General features: G+C 58.3%; 4 protein-coding genes and 6 rRNA genes. 4 read left to right on the top strand and 6 right to left on the bottom strand.

Going from position 1 to position 16566, the window contains the following annotated elements; all coding sequences use genetic code 11:
• Positions 1 to 65: 65 nt before the first annotated feature.
• Both LDN75_RS00720 and LDN75_RS00715 read left to right on the top strand, forming a co-directional pair.
• Positions 66 to 659 (top strand): HhH-GPD-type base excision DNA repair protein, encoded by a 594-nt coding sequence (locus tag LDN75_RS00720; RefSeq protein WP_223935296.1) that lies wholly within the window; start codon positions 66 to 68, stop codon positions 657 to 659.
• A gap of 180 nt (positions 660 to 839) precedes the next feature.
• Entirely contained in the window at positions 840 to 2294 is a 1455-nt protein-coding gene (locus LDN75_RS00715) for an HNH endonuclease signature motif containing protein (protein ID WP_223937447.1), read from the top strand.
• Positions 2295 to 2508: 214 nt separating this feature from the next.
• On the opposite strand, the gene rrf (LDN75_RS00710) is transcribed toward LDN75_RS00715, so the two are convergent.
• The 3 genes from rrf (LDN75_RS00710) to LDN75_RS00700 form a co-directional block, all read right to left on the bottom strand.
• Positions 2509 to 2625: ribosomal RNA gene (gene rrf, locus LDN75_RS00710) — 5S ribosomal RNA — on the bottom strand.
• Between the two features lie 163 nt (positions 2626 to 2788).
• Positions 2789 to 5935 (bottom strand): 23S ribosomal RNA (locus LDN75_RS00705).
• 543 nt (positions 5936 to 6478) lie between these two features.
• Positions 6479 to 7999: ribosomal RNA gene (locus LDN75_RS00700) — 16S ribosomal RNA — on the bottom strand.
• The 16S, 23S and 5S rRNA genes sit together here, the layout of an rRNA operon.
• Before the next feature lie 494 nt (positions 8000 to 8493).
• Between LDN75_RS00700 and LDN75_RS00695 the strand changes: the two genes are divergently transcribed.
• Together LDN75_RS00695 and LDN75_RS00690 are read left to right on the top strand one after the other, a co-directional pair.
• Positions 8494 to 9087: an HhH-GPD-type base excision DNA repair protein gene (locus tag LDN75_RS00695; protein WP_223935296.1), complete on the top strand. Its 594-nt coding sequence runs from the start codon at positions 8494 to 8496 to the stop codon at positions 9085 to 9087.
• Between the two features lie 180 nt (positions 9088 to 9267).
• On the top strand, positions 9268 to 10722 hold the full coding sequence (locus LDN75_RS00690) for an HNH endonuclease signature motif containing protein (protein WP_223937447.1): 1455 nt from the start codon (positions 9268 to 9270) through the stop codon (positions 10720 to 10722).
• A gap of 214 nt (positions 10723 to 10936) precedes the next feature.
• Here the strand turns inward: LDN75_RS00690 and rrf (LDN75_RS00685) are convergent.
• The 3 genes from rrf (LDN75_RS00685) to LDN75_RS00675 form a co-directional block, all read right to left on the bottom strand.
• Positions 10937 to 11053 (bottom strand): 5S ribosomal RNA (gene rrf / locus LDN75_RS00685).
• Between the two features lie 163 nt (positions 11054 to 11216).
• Positions 11217 to 14362, bottom strand: a 23S ribosomal RNA gene (locus tag LDN75_RS00680).
• A gap of 542 nt (positions 14363 to 14904) precedes the next feature.
• A 16S ribosomal RNA gene (locus LDN75_RS00675) occupies positions 14905 to 16425 on the bottom strand.
• Positions 16426 to 16566 lie beyond the last annotated feature (141 nt).

The raw sequence follows: 16566 nt of genomic DNA, 5'->3' as shown, positions 1-16566 counted from the left end.
TCTTTCACCCCAGTAGTGTGGCCACGCAGCTGCCTCCGATGACGGCCGTGCGCACTGGTGGGAGGATGGAACGCATGGAACTTCACATCACAGGAGATGCCGCCGCCGATCAGCTGTTGAGTGACGATGCTTTCGCCTTGCTGACAGGCATGTTGCTCGACCAACAGGTAACCATGGAGTCCGCATTTGCCGGTCCTGAGAAAATCCGTGCGCGGCTTGGATCACTGGATCCCGGCACGATCGCAGGCTACGATCCCGAGGGCTTCGTGGAAGTTTTCAAAGAACGCCCCGCCGTCCACCGATTCCCAGGGTCCATGGCCGGCAGAGTCCAAGCCCTCGCCGAAACGGTACACCGGGATTGGAATGGAGACGCCGCGGCAATCTGGACCAGCGGCAATCCCGACGGCTCTGAGGTACTGCGTCGGCTCAAGGCCTTGCCTGGCTTCGGAGAGCAGAAGGCAAAGATCTTCCTGGCCCTCCTTGGCAAGCAATGCGGCCTTCAAGCCAACGGTTGGCGGGAAGCATCCGGCCACTATGGCGAAGAGGGCGCATACCTCTCTGTGGCCGACATCGTCGATCCTGACTCCCTAGTGAAGGTCCGGGCCAGCAAGCAAGCGGCCAAAGCAGCCGCGAAGGCTTCGAAGACATCGAACGCCTGACTTCGTCAGAGCCGATCGGCACCTAACGCGCTGTCCTTCATGGCATTCCGCACTTTCCAGCTTTATCCACATAGATGGACTTAGGCCTGCTGTGGGGCTGTGCGGGCTGGAAGAGTGTTTTCCATGGACGGCATTCTGGAGCGGAATGAGGCTACTGAGGTTTCGGGCGCGCATGTTCTTATGCCTGGTGGCTCGGAGGTTGGGGCGTTGCTCGCCGTGTTGGGCTCTTTTCGCGTCAGCGCGGACAGCGCCGGTCTAATCGACCAGATAAGAGGCCTGGAAAACGCGAAATCCGCCATCGCAGCCTTGCAGGCGAAAGCGTCGGTGGCGTTTGACCTGGCCCACCGCCGCGAACAAGCGGCCGCCGGGGTGCCCGTATCGGAGCAGGGCCAGGGTGTCGCTGCGCAGCTCGCGTTGGCCCGGCGCGAATCGCCCAACCGCGGATCGCGTCTCCTCGGATTGGCGAAGGCCCTCGTCACGGAGATGCCCCGCACCATGGCCGCCCTGGAAACCGGGCAGCTCAACGAATGGCGGGCCACCCTGCTCGTGAAGGAAACAGCCTGCCTGTCCGCCGAAGACCGCTGCGCGGTGGACGAAGAACTCGCCCCCGATACCGGAACCTTCGACGGCGCCGGAGATCGGGCGATCATCGCCGCCGCACGGGCCGCGGCCTACCGCCGGGATCCCCGCTCCGTCGCCCAGCGCGCGGCCCGCGCCGCCACCGAACGGCACGTCAGTCTCCGCCCGGCGCCGGACACCATGACCATCCTCACCGCCCTGCTGCCCGTCGCCCAAGGCGTCGCTGCCTACACCGCGCTCACCCGGGCGGCTGATTCGGCCCGATCCGGCGGTGACACCCGCTCCCGGGGCCAGCTCATGGCCGACACCCTCGTCGAACGCCTCACCGGCACACCCGGCGGCATCACCGGCGTTGACGTCCAGCTGGTGATGACGGACCGCACGCTTTTCCAAGGCGACAGCGAACCCGCACGGCTCCAAGGCTACGGAATCGTCCCCGCAGAATGGGCAAGAACGTTGCTCGCTGGCGGACCCGCTGAAGCCGAGCGCGGTGAGGACCGTCCTACGGAACCCGCGCACACTGGGTCTGGCCCCACGGAGCCCGGACCCGCGAGGCGCAGCCCCACTGACCCAGGCACAGGGCATGACTTCAAGGTGTTTCTCCGCCGGCTCTACACCTCCCCCGCCAGCGGCGAACTGCTGGCCATGGACTCCAAAGCACGACTCTTCCCGCCGCGGCTCAGACGATTCATCGAAACCCGCGACGACACCTGCCGCACCCCCTACTGCGACGCACCCATCCGCCACATCGACCACGTCATTCCCTGGCACGACGGCGGACCCACCACCCTGGAAAACGGCGCCGGGCTCTGCGAAGCCTGCAACCACACCAAAGAAAAAAGTGGCTGGAACGTAAGAACGATTCCCAGATCCGGGACCCTACGCGGGAACGTGCCTCACGACGTGCACACACTTCGAATCGGGACCCCGACAGGACACGCCTATCTATCGACGGCGCCCCCGTTGCCTGGGCACGTCCGTGTTGCGGGTTCAGCCAGAAGCGATGTGGATTCGGCGCCGCGGCATCTGCGTGCCCGCCCTGTTATGGGGTCGTGAACCTCGGGAGCTAGCGGCGGGCCAGGTGTGGGTGGTCGATCATTTGGGTACTGGCCAGCGCGCGCCGGACTACAAGGGAAGTTAACGACAAAAGGGCCTCCACGATGGTGGCGGCCCTTTATTGGGTTCACAGATAGGCTGACGCGGTTTGGTGGGTTTAAATGTGGGAGACCCCCCGACCTGGTGTGGGTTGGGGGGTCTCTACCTAATGTGTGTCCGGCGGTGTCCTACTCTCCCACACCCTCCCGGGTGCAGTACCATCGGCGCTGTGGGTCTTAGCTTCCGGGTTCGGAATGGGACCGGGCGTTTCCCCCACGCTATGACCGCCGTAACCTTGTTACCCGTCCCCCGCCTTTTTTGCCGGTTGGTGCCGGTTGGGGGTGGGAAGTTTTGTGGTTACAACATTGTGGTGTTGTTATTTAGTTGTGTTTGTTCCTGTGAGCAACGGTGTTGTTGTTCGGGAACCACATAGTGGACGCGTGCAGTGTTTGTGTGTGGTGTAAGTTGTTGGCCTATTAGTACCGGTCAGCTTCACGAGTCTTTGGTCCTCGCTTCCACATCCGGCCTATCAACCCAGTGGTCTGGCTGGGGGCCTCTCACACAAATTGTGTATGGAAATCTCATCTTGAAGCGAGCTTCCCGCTTAGATGCTTTCAGCGGTTATCCCATCCGAACGTAGCTAATCAGCGGTGCACTTGGCAGTACAACTGACACACCAGAGGTTCGTCCGTCCCGGTCCTCTCGTACTAAGGACAGCCCTTCTCAAATTTCCTGCGCGCGCAGCGGATAGGGACCGAACTGTCTCACGACGTTCTAAACCCAGCTCGCGTACCGCTTTAATGGGCGAACAGCCCAACCCTTGGGACCTACTCCAGCCCCAGGATGCGACGAGCCGACATCGAGGTGCCAAACCATGCCGTCGATATGGACTCTTGGGCAAGATCAGCCTGTTATCCCCGAGGTACCTTTTATCCGTTGAGCGACGGCCATTCCACAATGTACCGCCGGATCACTAGTCCCGACTTTCGTCCCTGCTTGAGATGTCTCTCTCACAGTCAAGCTCCCTTGTGCACTTACACTCGACACCTGATTGCCAACCAGGCTGAGGGAACCTTTGGGCGCCTCCGTTACTTTTTAGGAGGCAACCGCCCCAGTTAAACTACCCATCAGGCACTGTCCCTGACCCGGATCACGGGCCGAAGTTAGATGTCCAAAGTGACCAGAGTGGTATTTCAACGATGACTCCACCCGAACTGGCGTCCGGGTTTCAACGTCTCCCACCTATCCTACACAAGCCACTCCGAACACCAATACCAAACTATAGTAAAGGTCTCGGGGTCTTTCCGTCCTGCTGCGCGTAACGAGCATCTTTACTCGTACTGCAATTTCGCCGAGTTTATGGTTGAGACAGCGGGGAAGTCGTTACTCCATTCGTGCAGGTCGGAACTTACCCGACAAGGAATTTCGCTACCTTAGGATGGTTATAGTTACCACCGCCGTTTACTGGGGCTTAAATTCTCAGCTTCGCCACACAAGGTGGCTAACCGGTCCTCTTAACCTTCCAGCACCGGGCAGGAGTCAGTCCGTATACATCGTCTTGCGACTTCGCACGGACCTGTGTTTTTAGTAAACAGTCGCTTCCCCCTGGTCTCTGCGGCCCACACCCGCTCCACAGAGCAAGTCTGTATCACGGGGCAGGCCCCCCTTCTCCCGAAGTTACGGGGGCATTTTGCCGAGTTCCTTAACCATAATTCTCTCGATCGCCTTGGTATTCTCTACCTGATCACCTGTGTCGGTTTGGGGTACGGGCGGCTAAAACCTCGCGTCGATGCTTTTCTTGGCAGCATAGGATCACCGGATCCCCCCTTACGGGAGTCCCATCAGATCTCAGGATCGTGCTCGAAACACACAGGAACGGATTTGCCTATCCCTGACCCTACATCCTTGGACCGGGGCAACCATCGCCCGGCCCGGCTACCTTCCTGCGTCACACCTGTTAATACGCTTACCTCCCGGGATCAGGTCCCGCGCTCGGCCAAAACCCACACACCACAAGGGTGATAGGGCAGGCTCCGGGCGGTTAGTATCCCCCGCTTGGCATGGGCGGTTTTTCGCCGGTACGGGAATATCAACCCGTTGTCCATCGACTACGCCTGTCGGCCTCGCCTTAGGTCCCGACTTACCCAGGGCAGATTAGCTTGACCCTGGAACCCTTGATCATTCGGCGGACGGGTTTCTCACCCGTCTTTCGCTACTCATGCCTGCATTCTCACTCGTGTAGGCTCCACCGCTGGTTTCCACCGCGACTTCACTGCCCACACGACGCTCCCCTACCACTCCACACCCCTGAACCACGAAGGCTAGGGCAATGTGTGAAATCCACAACTTCGGCGGTGTACTTGAGCCCCGCTACATTGTCGGCGCGGAATCACTTGACCAGTGAGCTATTACGCACTCTTTCAAGGATGGCTGCTTCTAAGCCAACCTCCTGGTTGTCTTCGCAACTCCACATCCTTTCCCACTTAGCACACGCTTAGGGGCCTTAGTTGGTGGTCTGGGCTGTTTCCCTCTCGACTATGAAGCTTATCCCCCACAGTCTCACTGCTGCGCTCTCACTTACCGGCATTCGGAGTTTGGCTGACGTCAGTAACCTTGTAGGGCCCATCGGCCATCCAGTAGCTCTACCTCCGGCAAGAAACACGCAACGCTGCACCTAAATGCATTTCGGGGAGAACCAGCTATCACGGAGTTTGATTGGCCTTTCACCCCTACCCACAGCTCATCCCCTCCATTTTCAACTGAAGTGGGTTCGGTCCTCCACGACGTCTTACCGTCGCTTCAACCTGGCCATGGGTAGATCACTCCGCTTCGGGTCTAGATCACGCCACTACACTCGCCCTGTTCAGACTCGCTTTCGCTACGGCTACCCCACACGGGTTAACCTCGCGACGTAACACTAACTCGCAGGCTCATTCTTCAAAAGGCACGCCGTCACCAGAATCAGACTGGCTCCGACGGATTGTAAGCACACGGTTTCAGGTACTGTTTCACTCCCCTCCCGGGGTACTTTTCACCTTTCCCTCACGGTACTGGTCCGCTATCGGTCATTAGGAAGTATTTAGGCTTATCAGGTGGTCCTGACAGATTCGCACGGGATTTCTCGGGCCCCGTGCTACTTGGGATCCTCTCCAGGCGGTACACAACATTACGGTTACGGGGCTCACACCCTCTCTGGCCGGCCTTTCAAGACCGTTCACCTATGCCTGCACCTACACACCCCACCAGTCCGGCAGAACCAGTACGGAAAGTCCCACAACCCCGCCCATGCAACGCCCGCCGGCTATCACACATGGAAACGGTTTAGCCTGATCCGCGTTCGCTCGCCACTACTAACGGAATCACTCTTGTTTTCTCTTCCTGCGGGTACTGAGATGTTTCACTTCCCCGCGTTCCCCCCACGCACCCTATGTGTTCAGATGCGGGTCACACAATCACCTTGCAGCGTTGTGCGGGGTTTCCCCATTCGGACATCCTGGGATCAACGCTCGGTTATCAACTCCCCCAGGCTTATCGCAGATTCCTACGTCCTTCTTCGGCTCCTAATGCCAAGGCATCCACCGTGTGCCCTTAAAAACTTGACCACACAAGATCAATAAACATACTCGAGAGAACCATGCGCCACTTGGGCCCAAGGTTCATTCATAAGAAATTGCTGTAAGAACACACACACACGTGTGTGTGTCCTAGATGCTCGCGTCCACTATGTAGTTCTCAAACAACAACCCCATCAACCAGACCCCCGGACACCACAACCCACAACACGGGGCTGATAACAGTGACCGGCAATACCGGAAGCAGGAACAAGAAGAAACACCAGAACTGTGCCCCCCTGCATTGCTGCAAAAAGGTCCTGTTGCCTCAGGACCCAACAGTGCGCCAAACACAACCCACACAATCCACGCCCCGGCACGTTCCTGACAACACCCCACCACCACAAAAGCAGAAAAGGCGTTGCCGTACTGGCACCAGGACACAACCGGTAAAGGCCATGCCAAAAAACTTTGATTCGTTGATATTCCACCCATGAGCACCCACCGCAGAACAGACGCCTGCGCAATGGGCAACACTGACAACCACCACGCACCCGCATACACGGACACCAGCAGTTGTTAGCAGCTCCTTAGAAAGGAGGTGATCCAGCCGCACCTTCCGGTACGGCTACCTTGTTACGACTTAGTCCCAATCGCCGGTCCCACCTTCGACGGCTCCCCCCACAAGGGTTAGGCCACCGGCTTCGGGTGTTACCAACTTTCGTGACTTGACGGGCGGTGTGTACAAGGCCCGGGAACGTATTCACCGCAGCGTTGCTGATCTGCGATTACTAGCGACTCCGACTTCATGGGGTCGAGTTGCAGACCCCAATCCGAACTGAGACCGGCTTTTTGGGATTAGCTCCACCTCACAGTATCGCAACCCTTTGTACCGGCCATTGTAGCATGCGTGAAGCCCAAGACATAAGGGGCATGATGATTTGACGTCGTCCCCACCTTCCTCCGAGTTGACCCCGGCAGTCTCCTATGAGTCCCCGGCCGAACCGCTGGCAACATAGAACGAGGGTTGCGCTCGTTGCGGGACTTAACCCAACATCTCACGACACGAGCTGACGACAACCATGCACCACCTGTAAACCGACCGCAAGCGGGGCACCTGTTTCCAGGTCTTTCCGGTTCATGTCAAGCCTTGGTAAGGTTCTTCGCGTTGCATCGAATTAATCCGCATGCTCCGCCGCTTGTGCGGGCCCCCGTCAATTCCTTTGAGTTTTAGCCTTGCGGCCGTACTCCCCAGGCGGGGCACTTAATGCGTTAGCTACGGCGCGGAAAACGTGGAATGTCCCCCACACCTAGTGCCCAACGTTTACGGCATGGACTACCAGGGTATCTAATCCTGTTCGCTCCCCATGCTTTCGCTCCTCAGCGTCAGTTACAGCCCAGAGACCTGCCTTCGCCATCGGTGTTCCTCCTGATATCTGCGCATTTCACCGCTACACCAGGAATTCCAGTCTCCCCTACTGCACTCTAGTCTGCCCGTACCCACTGCAGAACCGGAGTTGAGCCCCGGTCTTTCACAGCAGACGCGACAAACCGCCTACGAGCTCTTTACGCCCAATAATTCCGGATAACGCTTGCGCCCTACGTATTACCGCGGCTGCTGGCACGTAGTTAGCCGGCGCTTCTTCTGCAGGTACCGTCACTTTCGCTTCTTCCCTACTGAAAGAGGTTTACAACCCGAAGGCCGTCATCCCTCACGCGGCGTCGCTGCATCAGGCTTTCGCCCATTGTGCAATATTCCCCACTGCTGCCTCCCGTAGGAGTCTGGGCCGTGTCTCAGTCCCAGTGTGGCCGGTCACCCTCTCAGGCCGGCTACCCGTCGTCGCCTTGGTAGGCCATTACCCCACCAACAAGCTGATAGGCCGCGAGTCCATCCAAAACCACAAAAGCTTTCCACCCCCCACCATGCGATGAGGAGTCATATCCGGTATTAGACCCAGTTTCCCAGGCTTATCCCAGAGTCAAGGGCAGGTTACTCACGTGTTACTCACCCGTTCGCCACTAATCCCCCCAGCAAGCTGGAGATCATCGTTCGACTTGCATGTGTTAAGCACGCCGCCAGCGTTCATCCTGAGCCAGGATCAAACTCTCCGTTGAAAACAAAAAAAATCAAACAGACACAACCACACCCACCGGAAATAACGACGGACCATGGCTGCACAAAATTCGAAACCAGCTGAAAACCAGACCACCACACACGGGGGTGCGCAGCAATCCGGCCATAATTTCAACCAATCAATAAAACAATCGGCATCAACAAACTTGGCACACTATTGAGTTCTCAAACAACAGACCCCCCAAAACATCACCCCGCACAGCGCACCACAAAAGCAGCGCACCCAACAAGGCCATTGGAAAAGAAGAGTTATTTTTGGCCGCCTACCGAACCGTACACACCTTCCGGCTTTCCGTTTCGCACCCGGCGACTCAGAAAACAATACACGCCCCACAACCCCAACGCAAATCCACCCCAACAACCACCAAACACACCCCCCAAACCCCGCCAGCCGGCCGTCGTCGACCACTTCTTTCACCCCAGTAGTGTGGCCACGCAGCTGCCTCCGATGACGGCCGTGCGCACTGGTGGGAGGATGGAACGCATGGAACTTCACATCACAGGAGATGCCGCCGCCGATCAGCTGTTGAGTGACGATGCTTTCGCCTTGCTGACAGGCATGTTGCTCGACCAACAGGTAACCATGGAGTCCGCATTTGCCGGTCCTGAGAAAATCCGTGCGCGGCTTGGATCACTGGATCCCGGCACGATCGCAGGCTACGATCCCGAGGGCTTCGTGGAAGTTTTCAAAGAACGCCCCGCCGTCCACCGATTCCCAGGGTCCATGGCCGGCAGAGTCCAAGCCCTCGCCGAAACGGTACACCGGGATTGGAATGGAGACGCCGCGGCAATCTGGACCAGCGGCAATCCCGACGGCTCTGAGGTACTGCGTCGGCTCAAGGCCTTGCCTGGCTTCGGAGAGCAGAAGGCAAAGATCTTCCTGGCCCTCCTTGGCAAGCAATGCGGCCTTCAAGCCAACGGTTGGCGGGAAGCATCCGGCCACTATGGCGAAGAGGGCGCATACCTCTCTGTGGCCGACATCGTCGATCCTGACTCCCTAGTGAAGGTCCGGGCCAGCAAGCAAGCGGCCAAAGCAGCCGCGAAGGCTTCGAAGACATCGAACGCCTGACTTCGTCAGAGCCGATCGGCACCTAACGCGCTGTCCTTCATGGCATTCCGCACTTTCCAGCTTTATCCACATAGATGGACTTAGGCCTGCTGTGGGGCTGTGCGGGCTGGAAGAGTGTTTTCCATGGACGGCATTCTGGAGCGGAATGAGGCTACTGAGGTTTCGGGCGCGCATGTTCTTATGCCTGGTGGCTCGGAGGTTGGGGCGTTGCTCGCCGTGTTGGGCTCTTTTCGCGTCAGCGCGGACAGCGCCGGTCTAATCGACCAGATAAGAGGCCTGGAAAACGCGAAATCCGCCATCGCAGCCTTGCAGGCGAAAGCGTCGGTGGCGTTTGACCTGGCCCACCGCCGCGAACAAGCGGCCGCCGGGGTGCCCGTATCGGAGCAGGGCCAGGGTGTCGCTGCGCAGCTCGCGTTGGCCCGGCGCGAATCGCCCAACCGCGGATCGCGTCTCCTCGGATTGGCGAAGGCCCTCGTCACGGAGATGCCCCGCACCATGGCCGCCCTGGAAACCGGGCAGCTCAACGAATGGCGGGCCACCCTGCTCGTGAAGGAAACAGCCTGCCTGTCCGCCGAAGACCGCTGCGCGGTGGACGAAGAACTCGCCCCCGATACCGGAACCTTCGACGGCGCCGGAGATCGGGCGATCATCGCCGCCGCACGGGCCGCGGCCTACCGCCGGGATCCCCGCTCCGTCGCCCAGCGCGCGGCCCGCGCCGCCACCGAACGGCACGTCAGTCTCCGCCCGGCGCCGGACACCATGACCATCCTCACCGCCCTGCTGCCCGTCGCCCAAGGCGTCGCTGCCTACACCGCGCTCACCCGGGCGGCTGATTCGGCCCGATCCGGCGGTGACACCCGCTCCCGGGGCCAGCTCATGGCCGACACCCTCGTCGAACGCCTCACCGGCACACCCGGCGGCATCACCGGCGTTGACGTCCAGCTGGTGATGACGGACCGCACGCTTTTCCAAGGCGACAGCGAACCCGCACGGCTCCAAGGCTACGGAATCGTCCCCGCAGAATGGGCAAGAACGTTGCTCGCTGGCGGACCCGCTGAAGCCGAGCGCGGTGAGGACCGTCCTACGGAACCCGCGCACACTGGGTCTGGCCCCACGGAGCCCGGACCCGCGAGGCGCAGCCCCACTGACCCAGGCACAGGGCATGACTTCAAGGTGTTTCTCCGCCGGCTCTACACCTCCCCCGCCAGCGGCGAACTGCTGGCCATGGACTCCAAAGCACGACTCTTCCCGCCGCGGCTCAGACGATTCATCGAAACCCGCGACGACACCTGCCGCACCCCCTACTGCGACGCACCCATCCGCCACATCGACCACGTCATTCCCTGGCACGACGGCGGACCCACCACCCTGGAAAACGGCGCCGGGCTCTGCGAAGCCTGCAACCACACCAAAGAAAAAAGTGGCTGGAACGTAAGAACGATTCCCAGATCCGGGACCCTACGCGGGAACGTGCCTCACGACGTGCACACACTTCGAATCGGGACCCCGACAGGACACGCCTATCTATCGACGGCGCCCCCGTTGCCTGGGCACGTCCGTGTTGCGGGTTCAGCCAGAAGCGATGTGGATTCGGCGCCGCGGCATCTGCGTGCCCGCCCTGTTATGGGGTCGTGAACCTCGGGAGCTAGCGGCGGGCCAGGTGTGGGTGGTCGATCATTTGGGTACTGGCCAGCGCGCGCCGGACTACAAGGGAAGTTAACGACAAAAGGGCCTCCACGATGGTGGCGGCCCTTTATTGGGTTCACAGATAGGCTGACGCGGTTTGGTGGGTTTAAATGTGGGAGACCCCCCGACCTGGTGTGGGTTGGGGGGTCTCTACCTAATGTGTGTCCGGCGGTGTCCTACTCTCCCACACCCTCCCGGGTGCAGTACCATCGGCGCTGTGGGTCTTAGCTTCCGGGTTCGGAATGGGACCGGGCGTTTCCCCCACGCTATGACCGCCGTAACCTTGTTACCCGTCCCCCGCCTTTTTTGCCGGTTGGTGCCGGTTGGGGGTGGGAAGTTTTGTGGTTACAACATTGTGGTGTTGTTATTTAGTTGTGTTTGTTCCTGTGAGCAACGGTGTTGTTGTTCGGGAACCACATAGTGGACGCGTGCAGTGTTTGTGTGTGGTGTAAGTTGTTGGCCTATTAGTACCGGTCAGCTTCACGAGTCTTTGGTCCTCGCTTCCACATCCGGCCTATCAACCCAGTGGTCTGGCTGGGGGCCTCTCACACAAATTGTGTATGGAAATCTCATCTTGAAGCGAGCTTCCCGCTTAGATGCTTTCAGCGGTTATCCCATCCGAACGTAGCTAATCAGCGGTGCACTTGGCAGTACAACTGACACACCAGAGGTTCGTCCGTCCCGGTCCTCTCGTACTAAGGACAGCCCTTCTCAAATTTCCTGCGCGCGCAGCGGATAGGGACCGAACTGTCTCACGACGTTCTAAACCCAGCTCGCGTACCGCTTTAATGGGCGAACAGCCCAACCCTTGGGACCTACTCCAGCCCCAGGATGCGACGAGCCGACATCGAGGTGCCAAACCATGCCGTCGATATGGACTCTTGGGCAAGATCAGCCTGTTATCCCCGAGGTACCTTTTATCCGTTGAGCGACGGCCATTCCACAATGTACCGCCGGATCACTAGTCCCGACTTTCGTCCCTGCTTGAGATGTCTCTCTCACAGTCAAGCTCCCTTGTGCACTTACACTCGACACCTGATTGCCAACCAGGCTGAGGGAACCTTTGGGCGCCTCCGTTACTTTTTAGGAGGCAACCGCCCCAGTTAAACTACCCATCAGGCACTGTCCCTGACCCGGATCACGGGCCGAAGTTAGATGTCCAAAGTGACCAGAGTGGTATTTCAACGATGACTCCACCCGAACTGGCGTCCGGGTTTCAACGTCTCCCACCTATCCTACACAAGCCACTCCGAACACCAATACCAAACTATAGTAAAGGTCTCGGGGTCTTTCCGTCCTGCTGCGCGTAACGAGCATCTTTACTCGTACTGCAATTTCGCCGAGTTTATGGTTGAGACAGCGGGGAAGTCGTTACTCCATTCGTGCAGGTCGGAACTTACCCGACAAGGAATTTCGCTACCTTAGGATGGTTATAGTTACCACCGCCGTTTACTGGGGCTTAAATTCTCAGCTTCGCCACACAAGGTGGCTAACCGGTCCTCTTAACCTTCCAGCACCGGGCAGGAGTCAGTCCGTATACATCGTCTTGCGACTTCGCACGGACCTGTGTTTTTAGTAAACAGTCGCTTCCCCCTGGTCTCTGCGGCCCACACCCGCTCCACAGAGCAAGTCTGTATCACGGGGCAGGCCCCCCTTCTCCCGAAGTTACGGGGGCATTTTGCCGAGTTCCTTAACCATAATTCTCTCGATCGCCTTGGTATTCTCTACCTGATCACCTGTGTCGGTTTGGGGTACGGGCGGCTAAAACCTCGCGTCGATGCTTTTCTTGGCAGCATAGGATCACCGGATCCCCCCTTACGGGAGTCCCATCAGATCTCAGGATCGTGCTCGAAACACACAGGAACGGATTTGCCTATCCCTGACCCTACATCCTTGGACCGGGGCAACCATCGCCCGGCCCGGCTACCTTCCTGCGTCACACCTGTTAATACGCTTACCTCCCGGGATCAGGTCCCGCGCTCGGCCAAAACCCACACACCACAAGGGTGATAGGGCAGGCTCCGGGCGGTTAGTATCCCCCGCTTGGCATGGGCGGTTTTTCGCCGGTACGGGAATATCAACCCGTTGTCCATCGACTACGCCTGTCGGCCTCGCCTTAGGTCCCGACTTACCCAGGGCAGATTAGCTTGACCCTGGAACCCTTGATCATTCGGCGGACGGGTTTCTCACCCGTCTTTCGCTACTCATGCCTGCATTCTCACTCGTGTAGGCTCCACCGCTGGTTTCCACCGCGACTTCACTGCCCACACGACGCTCCCCTACCACTCCACACCCCTGAACCACGAAGGCTAGGGCAATGTGTGAAATCCACAACTTCGGCGGTGTACTTGAGCCCCGCTACATTGTCGGCGCGGAATCACTTGACCAGTGAGCTATTACGCACTCTTTCAAGGATGGCTGCTTCTAAGCCAACCTCCTGGTTGTCTTCGCAACTCCACATCCTTTCCCACTTAGCACACGCTTAGGGGCCTTAGTTGGTGGTCTGGGCTGTTTCCCTCTCGACTATGAAGCTTATCCCCCACAGTCTCACTGCTGCGCTCTCACTTACCGGCATTCGGAGTTTGGCTGACGTCAGTAACCTTGTAGGGCCCATCGGCCATCCAGTAGCTCTACCTCCGGCAAGAAACACGCAACGCTGCACCTAAATGCATTTCGGGGAGAACCAGCTATCACGGAGTTTGATTGGCCTTTCACCCCTACCCACAGCTCATCCCCTCCATTTTCAACTGAAGTGGGTTCGGTCCTCCACGACGTCTTACCGTCGCTTCAACCTGGCCATGGGTAGATCACTCCGCTTCGGGTCTAGATCACGCCACTACACTCGCCCTGTTCAGACTCGCTTTCGCTACGGCTACCCCACACGGGTTAACCTCGCGACGTAACACTAACTCGCAGGCTCATTCTTCAAAAGGCACGCCGTCACCAGAATCAGACTGGCTCCGACGGATTGTAAGCACACGGTTTCAGGTACTGTTTCACTCCCCTCCCGGGGTACTTTTCACCTTTCCCTCACGGTACTGGTCCGCTATCGGTCATTAGGAAGTATTTAGGCTTATCAGGTGGTCCTGACAGATTCGCACGGGATTTCTCGGGCCCCGTGCTACTTGGGATCCTCTCCAGGCGGTACACAACATTACGGTTACGGGGCTCACACCCTCTCTGGCCGGCCTTTCAAGACCGTTCACCTATGCCTGCACCTCACACCCCACCAGTCCGGCAGAACCAGTACGGAAAGTCCCACAACCCCGCCCATGCAACGCCCGCCGGCTATCACACATGGAAACGGTTTAGCCTGATCCGCGTTCGCTCGCCACTACTAACGGAATCACTCTTGTTTTCTCTTCCTGCGGGTACTGAGATGTTTCACTTCCCCGCGTTCCCCCCACGCACCCTATGTGTTCAGATGCGGGTCACACAATCACCTTGCAGCGTTGTGCGGGGTTTCCCCATTCGGACATCCTGGGATCAACGCTCGGTTATCAACTCCCCCAGGCTTATCGCAGATTCCTACGTCCTTCTTCGGCTCCTAATGCCAAGGCATCCACCGTGTGCCCTTAAAAACTTGACCACACAAGATCAATAAACATACTCGAGAGAACCATGCGCCACTTGGGCCCAAGGTTCATTCATAAGAAATTGCTGTAAGAACACACACACGTGTGTGTGTCCTAGATGCTCGCGTCCACTATGTAGTTCTCAAACAACAACCCCATCAACCAGACCCCCGGACACCACAACCCACAACACGGGGCTGATAACAGTGACCGGCAATACCGGAAGCAGGAACAAGAAGAAACACCAGAACTGTGCCCCCCTGCATTGCTGCAAAAAGGTCCTGTTGCCTCAGGACCCAACAGTGCGCCAAACACAACCCACACAATCCACGCCCCGGCACGTTCCTGACAACACCCCACCACCACAAAAGCAGAAAAAGGCGTTGCCGTACTGGCACCAGGACACAACCGGTAAAGGCCATGCCAAAAAACTTTGATTCGTTGATATTCCACCCATGAGCACCCACCGCAGAACAGACGCCTGCGCAATGGGCAACACTGACAACCACCACGCACCCGCATACACGGACACCAGCAGTTGTTAGCAGCTCCTTAGAAAGGAGGTGATCCAGCCGCACCTTCCGGTACGGCTACCTTGTTACGACTTAGTCCCAATCGCCGGTCCCACCTTCGACGGCTCCCCCCACAAGGGTTAGGCCACCGGCTTCGGGTGTTACCAACTTTCGTGACTTGACGGGCGGTGTGTACAAGGCCCGGGAACGTATTCACCGCAGCGTTGCTGATCTGCGATTACTAGCGACTCCGACTTCATGGGGTCGAGTTGCAGACCCCAATCCGAACTGAGACCGGCTTTTTGGGATTAGCTCCACCTCACAGTATCGCAACCCTTTGTACCGGCCATTGTAGCATGCGTGAAGCCCAAGACATAAGGGGCATGATGATTTGACGTCGTCCCCACCTTCCTCCGAGTTGACCCCGGCAGTCTCCTATGAGTCCCCGGCCGAACCGCTGGCAACATAGAACGAGGGTTGCGCTCGTTGCGGGACTTAACCCAACATCTCACGACACGAGCTGACGACAACCATGCACCACCTGTAAACCGACCGCAAGCGGGGCACCTGTTTCCAGGTCTTTCCGGTTCATGTCAAGCCTTGGTAAGGTTCTTCGCGTTGCATCGAATTAATCCGCATGCTCCGCCGCTTGTGCGGGCCCCCGTCAATTCCTTTGAGTTTTAGCCTTGCGGCCGTACTCCCCAGGCGGGGCACTTAATGCGTTAGCTACGGCGCGGAAAACGTGGAATGTCCCCCACACCTAGTGCCCAACGTTTACGGCATGGACTACCAGGGTATCTAATCCTGTTCGCTCCCCATGCTTTCGCTCCTCAGCGTCAGTTACAGCCCAGAGACCTGCCTTCGCCATCGGTGTTCCTCCTGATATCTGCGCATTTCACCGCTACACCAGGAATTCCAGTCTCCCCTACTGCACTCTAGTCTGCCCGTACCCACTGCAGAACCGGAGTTGAGCCCCGGTCTTTCACAGCAGACGCGACAAACCGCCTACGAGCTCTTTACGCCCAATAATTCCGGATAACGCTTGCGCCCTACGTATTACCGCGGCTGCTGGCACGTAGTTAGCCGGCGCTTCTTCTGCAGGTACCGTCACTTTCGCTTCTTCCCTACTGAAAGAGGTTTACAACCCGAAGGCCGTCATCCCTCACGCGGCGTCGCTGCATCAGGCTTTCGCCCATTGTGCAATATTCCCCACTGCTGCCTCCCGTAGGAGTCTGGGCCGTGTCTCAGTCCCAGTGTGGCCGGTCACCCTCTCAGGCCGGCTACCCGTCGTCGCCTTGGTAGGCCATTACCCCACCAACAAGCTGATAGGCCGCGAGTCCATCCAAAACCACAAAAGCTTTCCACCCCCCACCATGCGATGAGGAGTCATATCCGGTATTAGACCCAGTTTCCCAGGCTTATCCCAGAGTCAAGGGCAGGTTACTCACGTGTTACTCACCCGTTCGCCACTAATCCCCCCAGCAAGCTGGAGATCATCGTTCGACTTGCATGTGTTAAGCACGCCGCCAGCGTTCATCCTGAGCCAGGATCAAACTCTCCGTTGAAAACAAAAAAATCAAACAGACACAACCACACCCACCGGAAATAACGACGGACCATGGCTGCACAAAATTCGAAACCAGCTGAAAACCAGACCACCACACACGGGGGTGCGCAGCAATCCGGCCATAATTTCAACCAATCAA

This window comes from Arthrobacter sp. StoSoilB5 (genome assembly GCF_019977235.1).
In the GTDB taxonomy this organism is placed as follows: Bacteria; Actinomycetota; Actinomycetes; order Actinomycetales; family Micrococcaceae; genus Arthrobacter.
This window is presented reverse-complemented; position numbering and strand designations above follow the sequence as displayed.

Coding starts and splice junctions, on each gene's coding strand:
- LDN75_RS00695 (WP_223935296.1), top strand. CDS start 8,494: ATGGAACGCATGGAACTTCACATCACAGGAGATGCCGCCGCCGATCAG.
- LDN75_RS00720 (WP_223935296.1), top strand. CDS start 66: ATGGAACGCATGGAACTTCACATCACAGGAGATGCCGCCGCCGATCAG.
- LDN75_RS00690 (WP_223937447.1), top strand. CDS start 9,268: ATGCCTGGTGGCTCGGAGGTTGGGGCGTTGCTCGCCGTGTTGGGCTCT.
- LDN75_RS00715 (WP_223937447.1), top strand. CDS start 840: ATGCCTGGTGGCTCGGAGGTTGGGGCGTTGCTCGCCGTGTTGGGCTCT.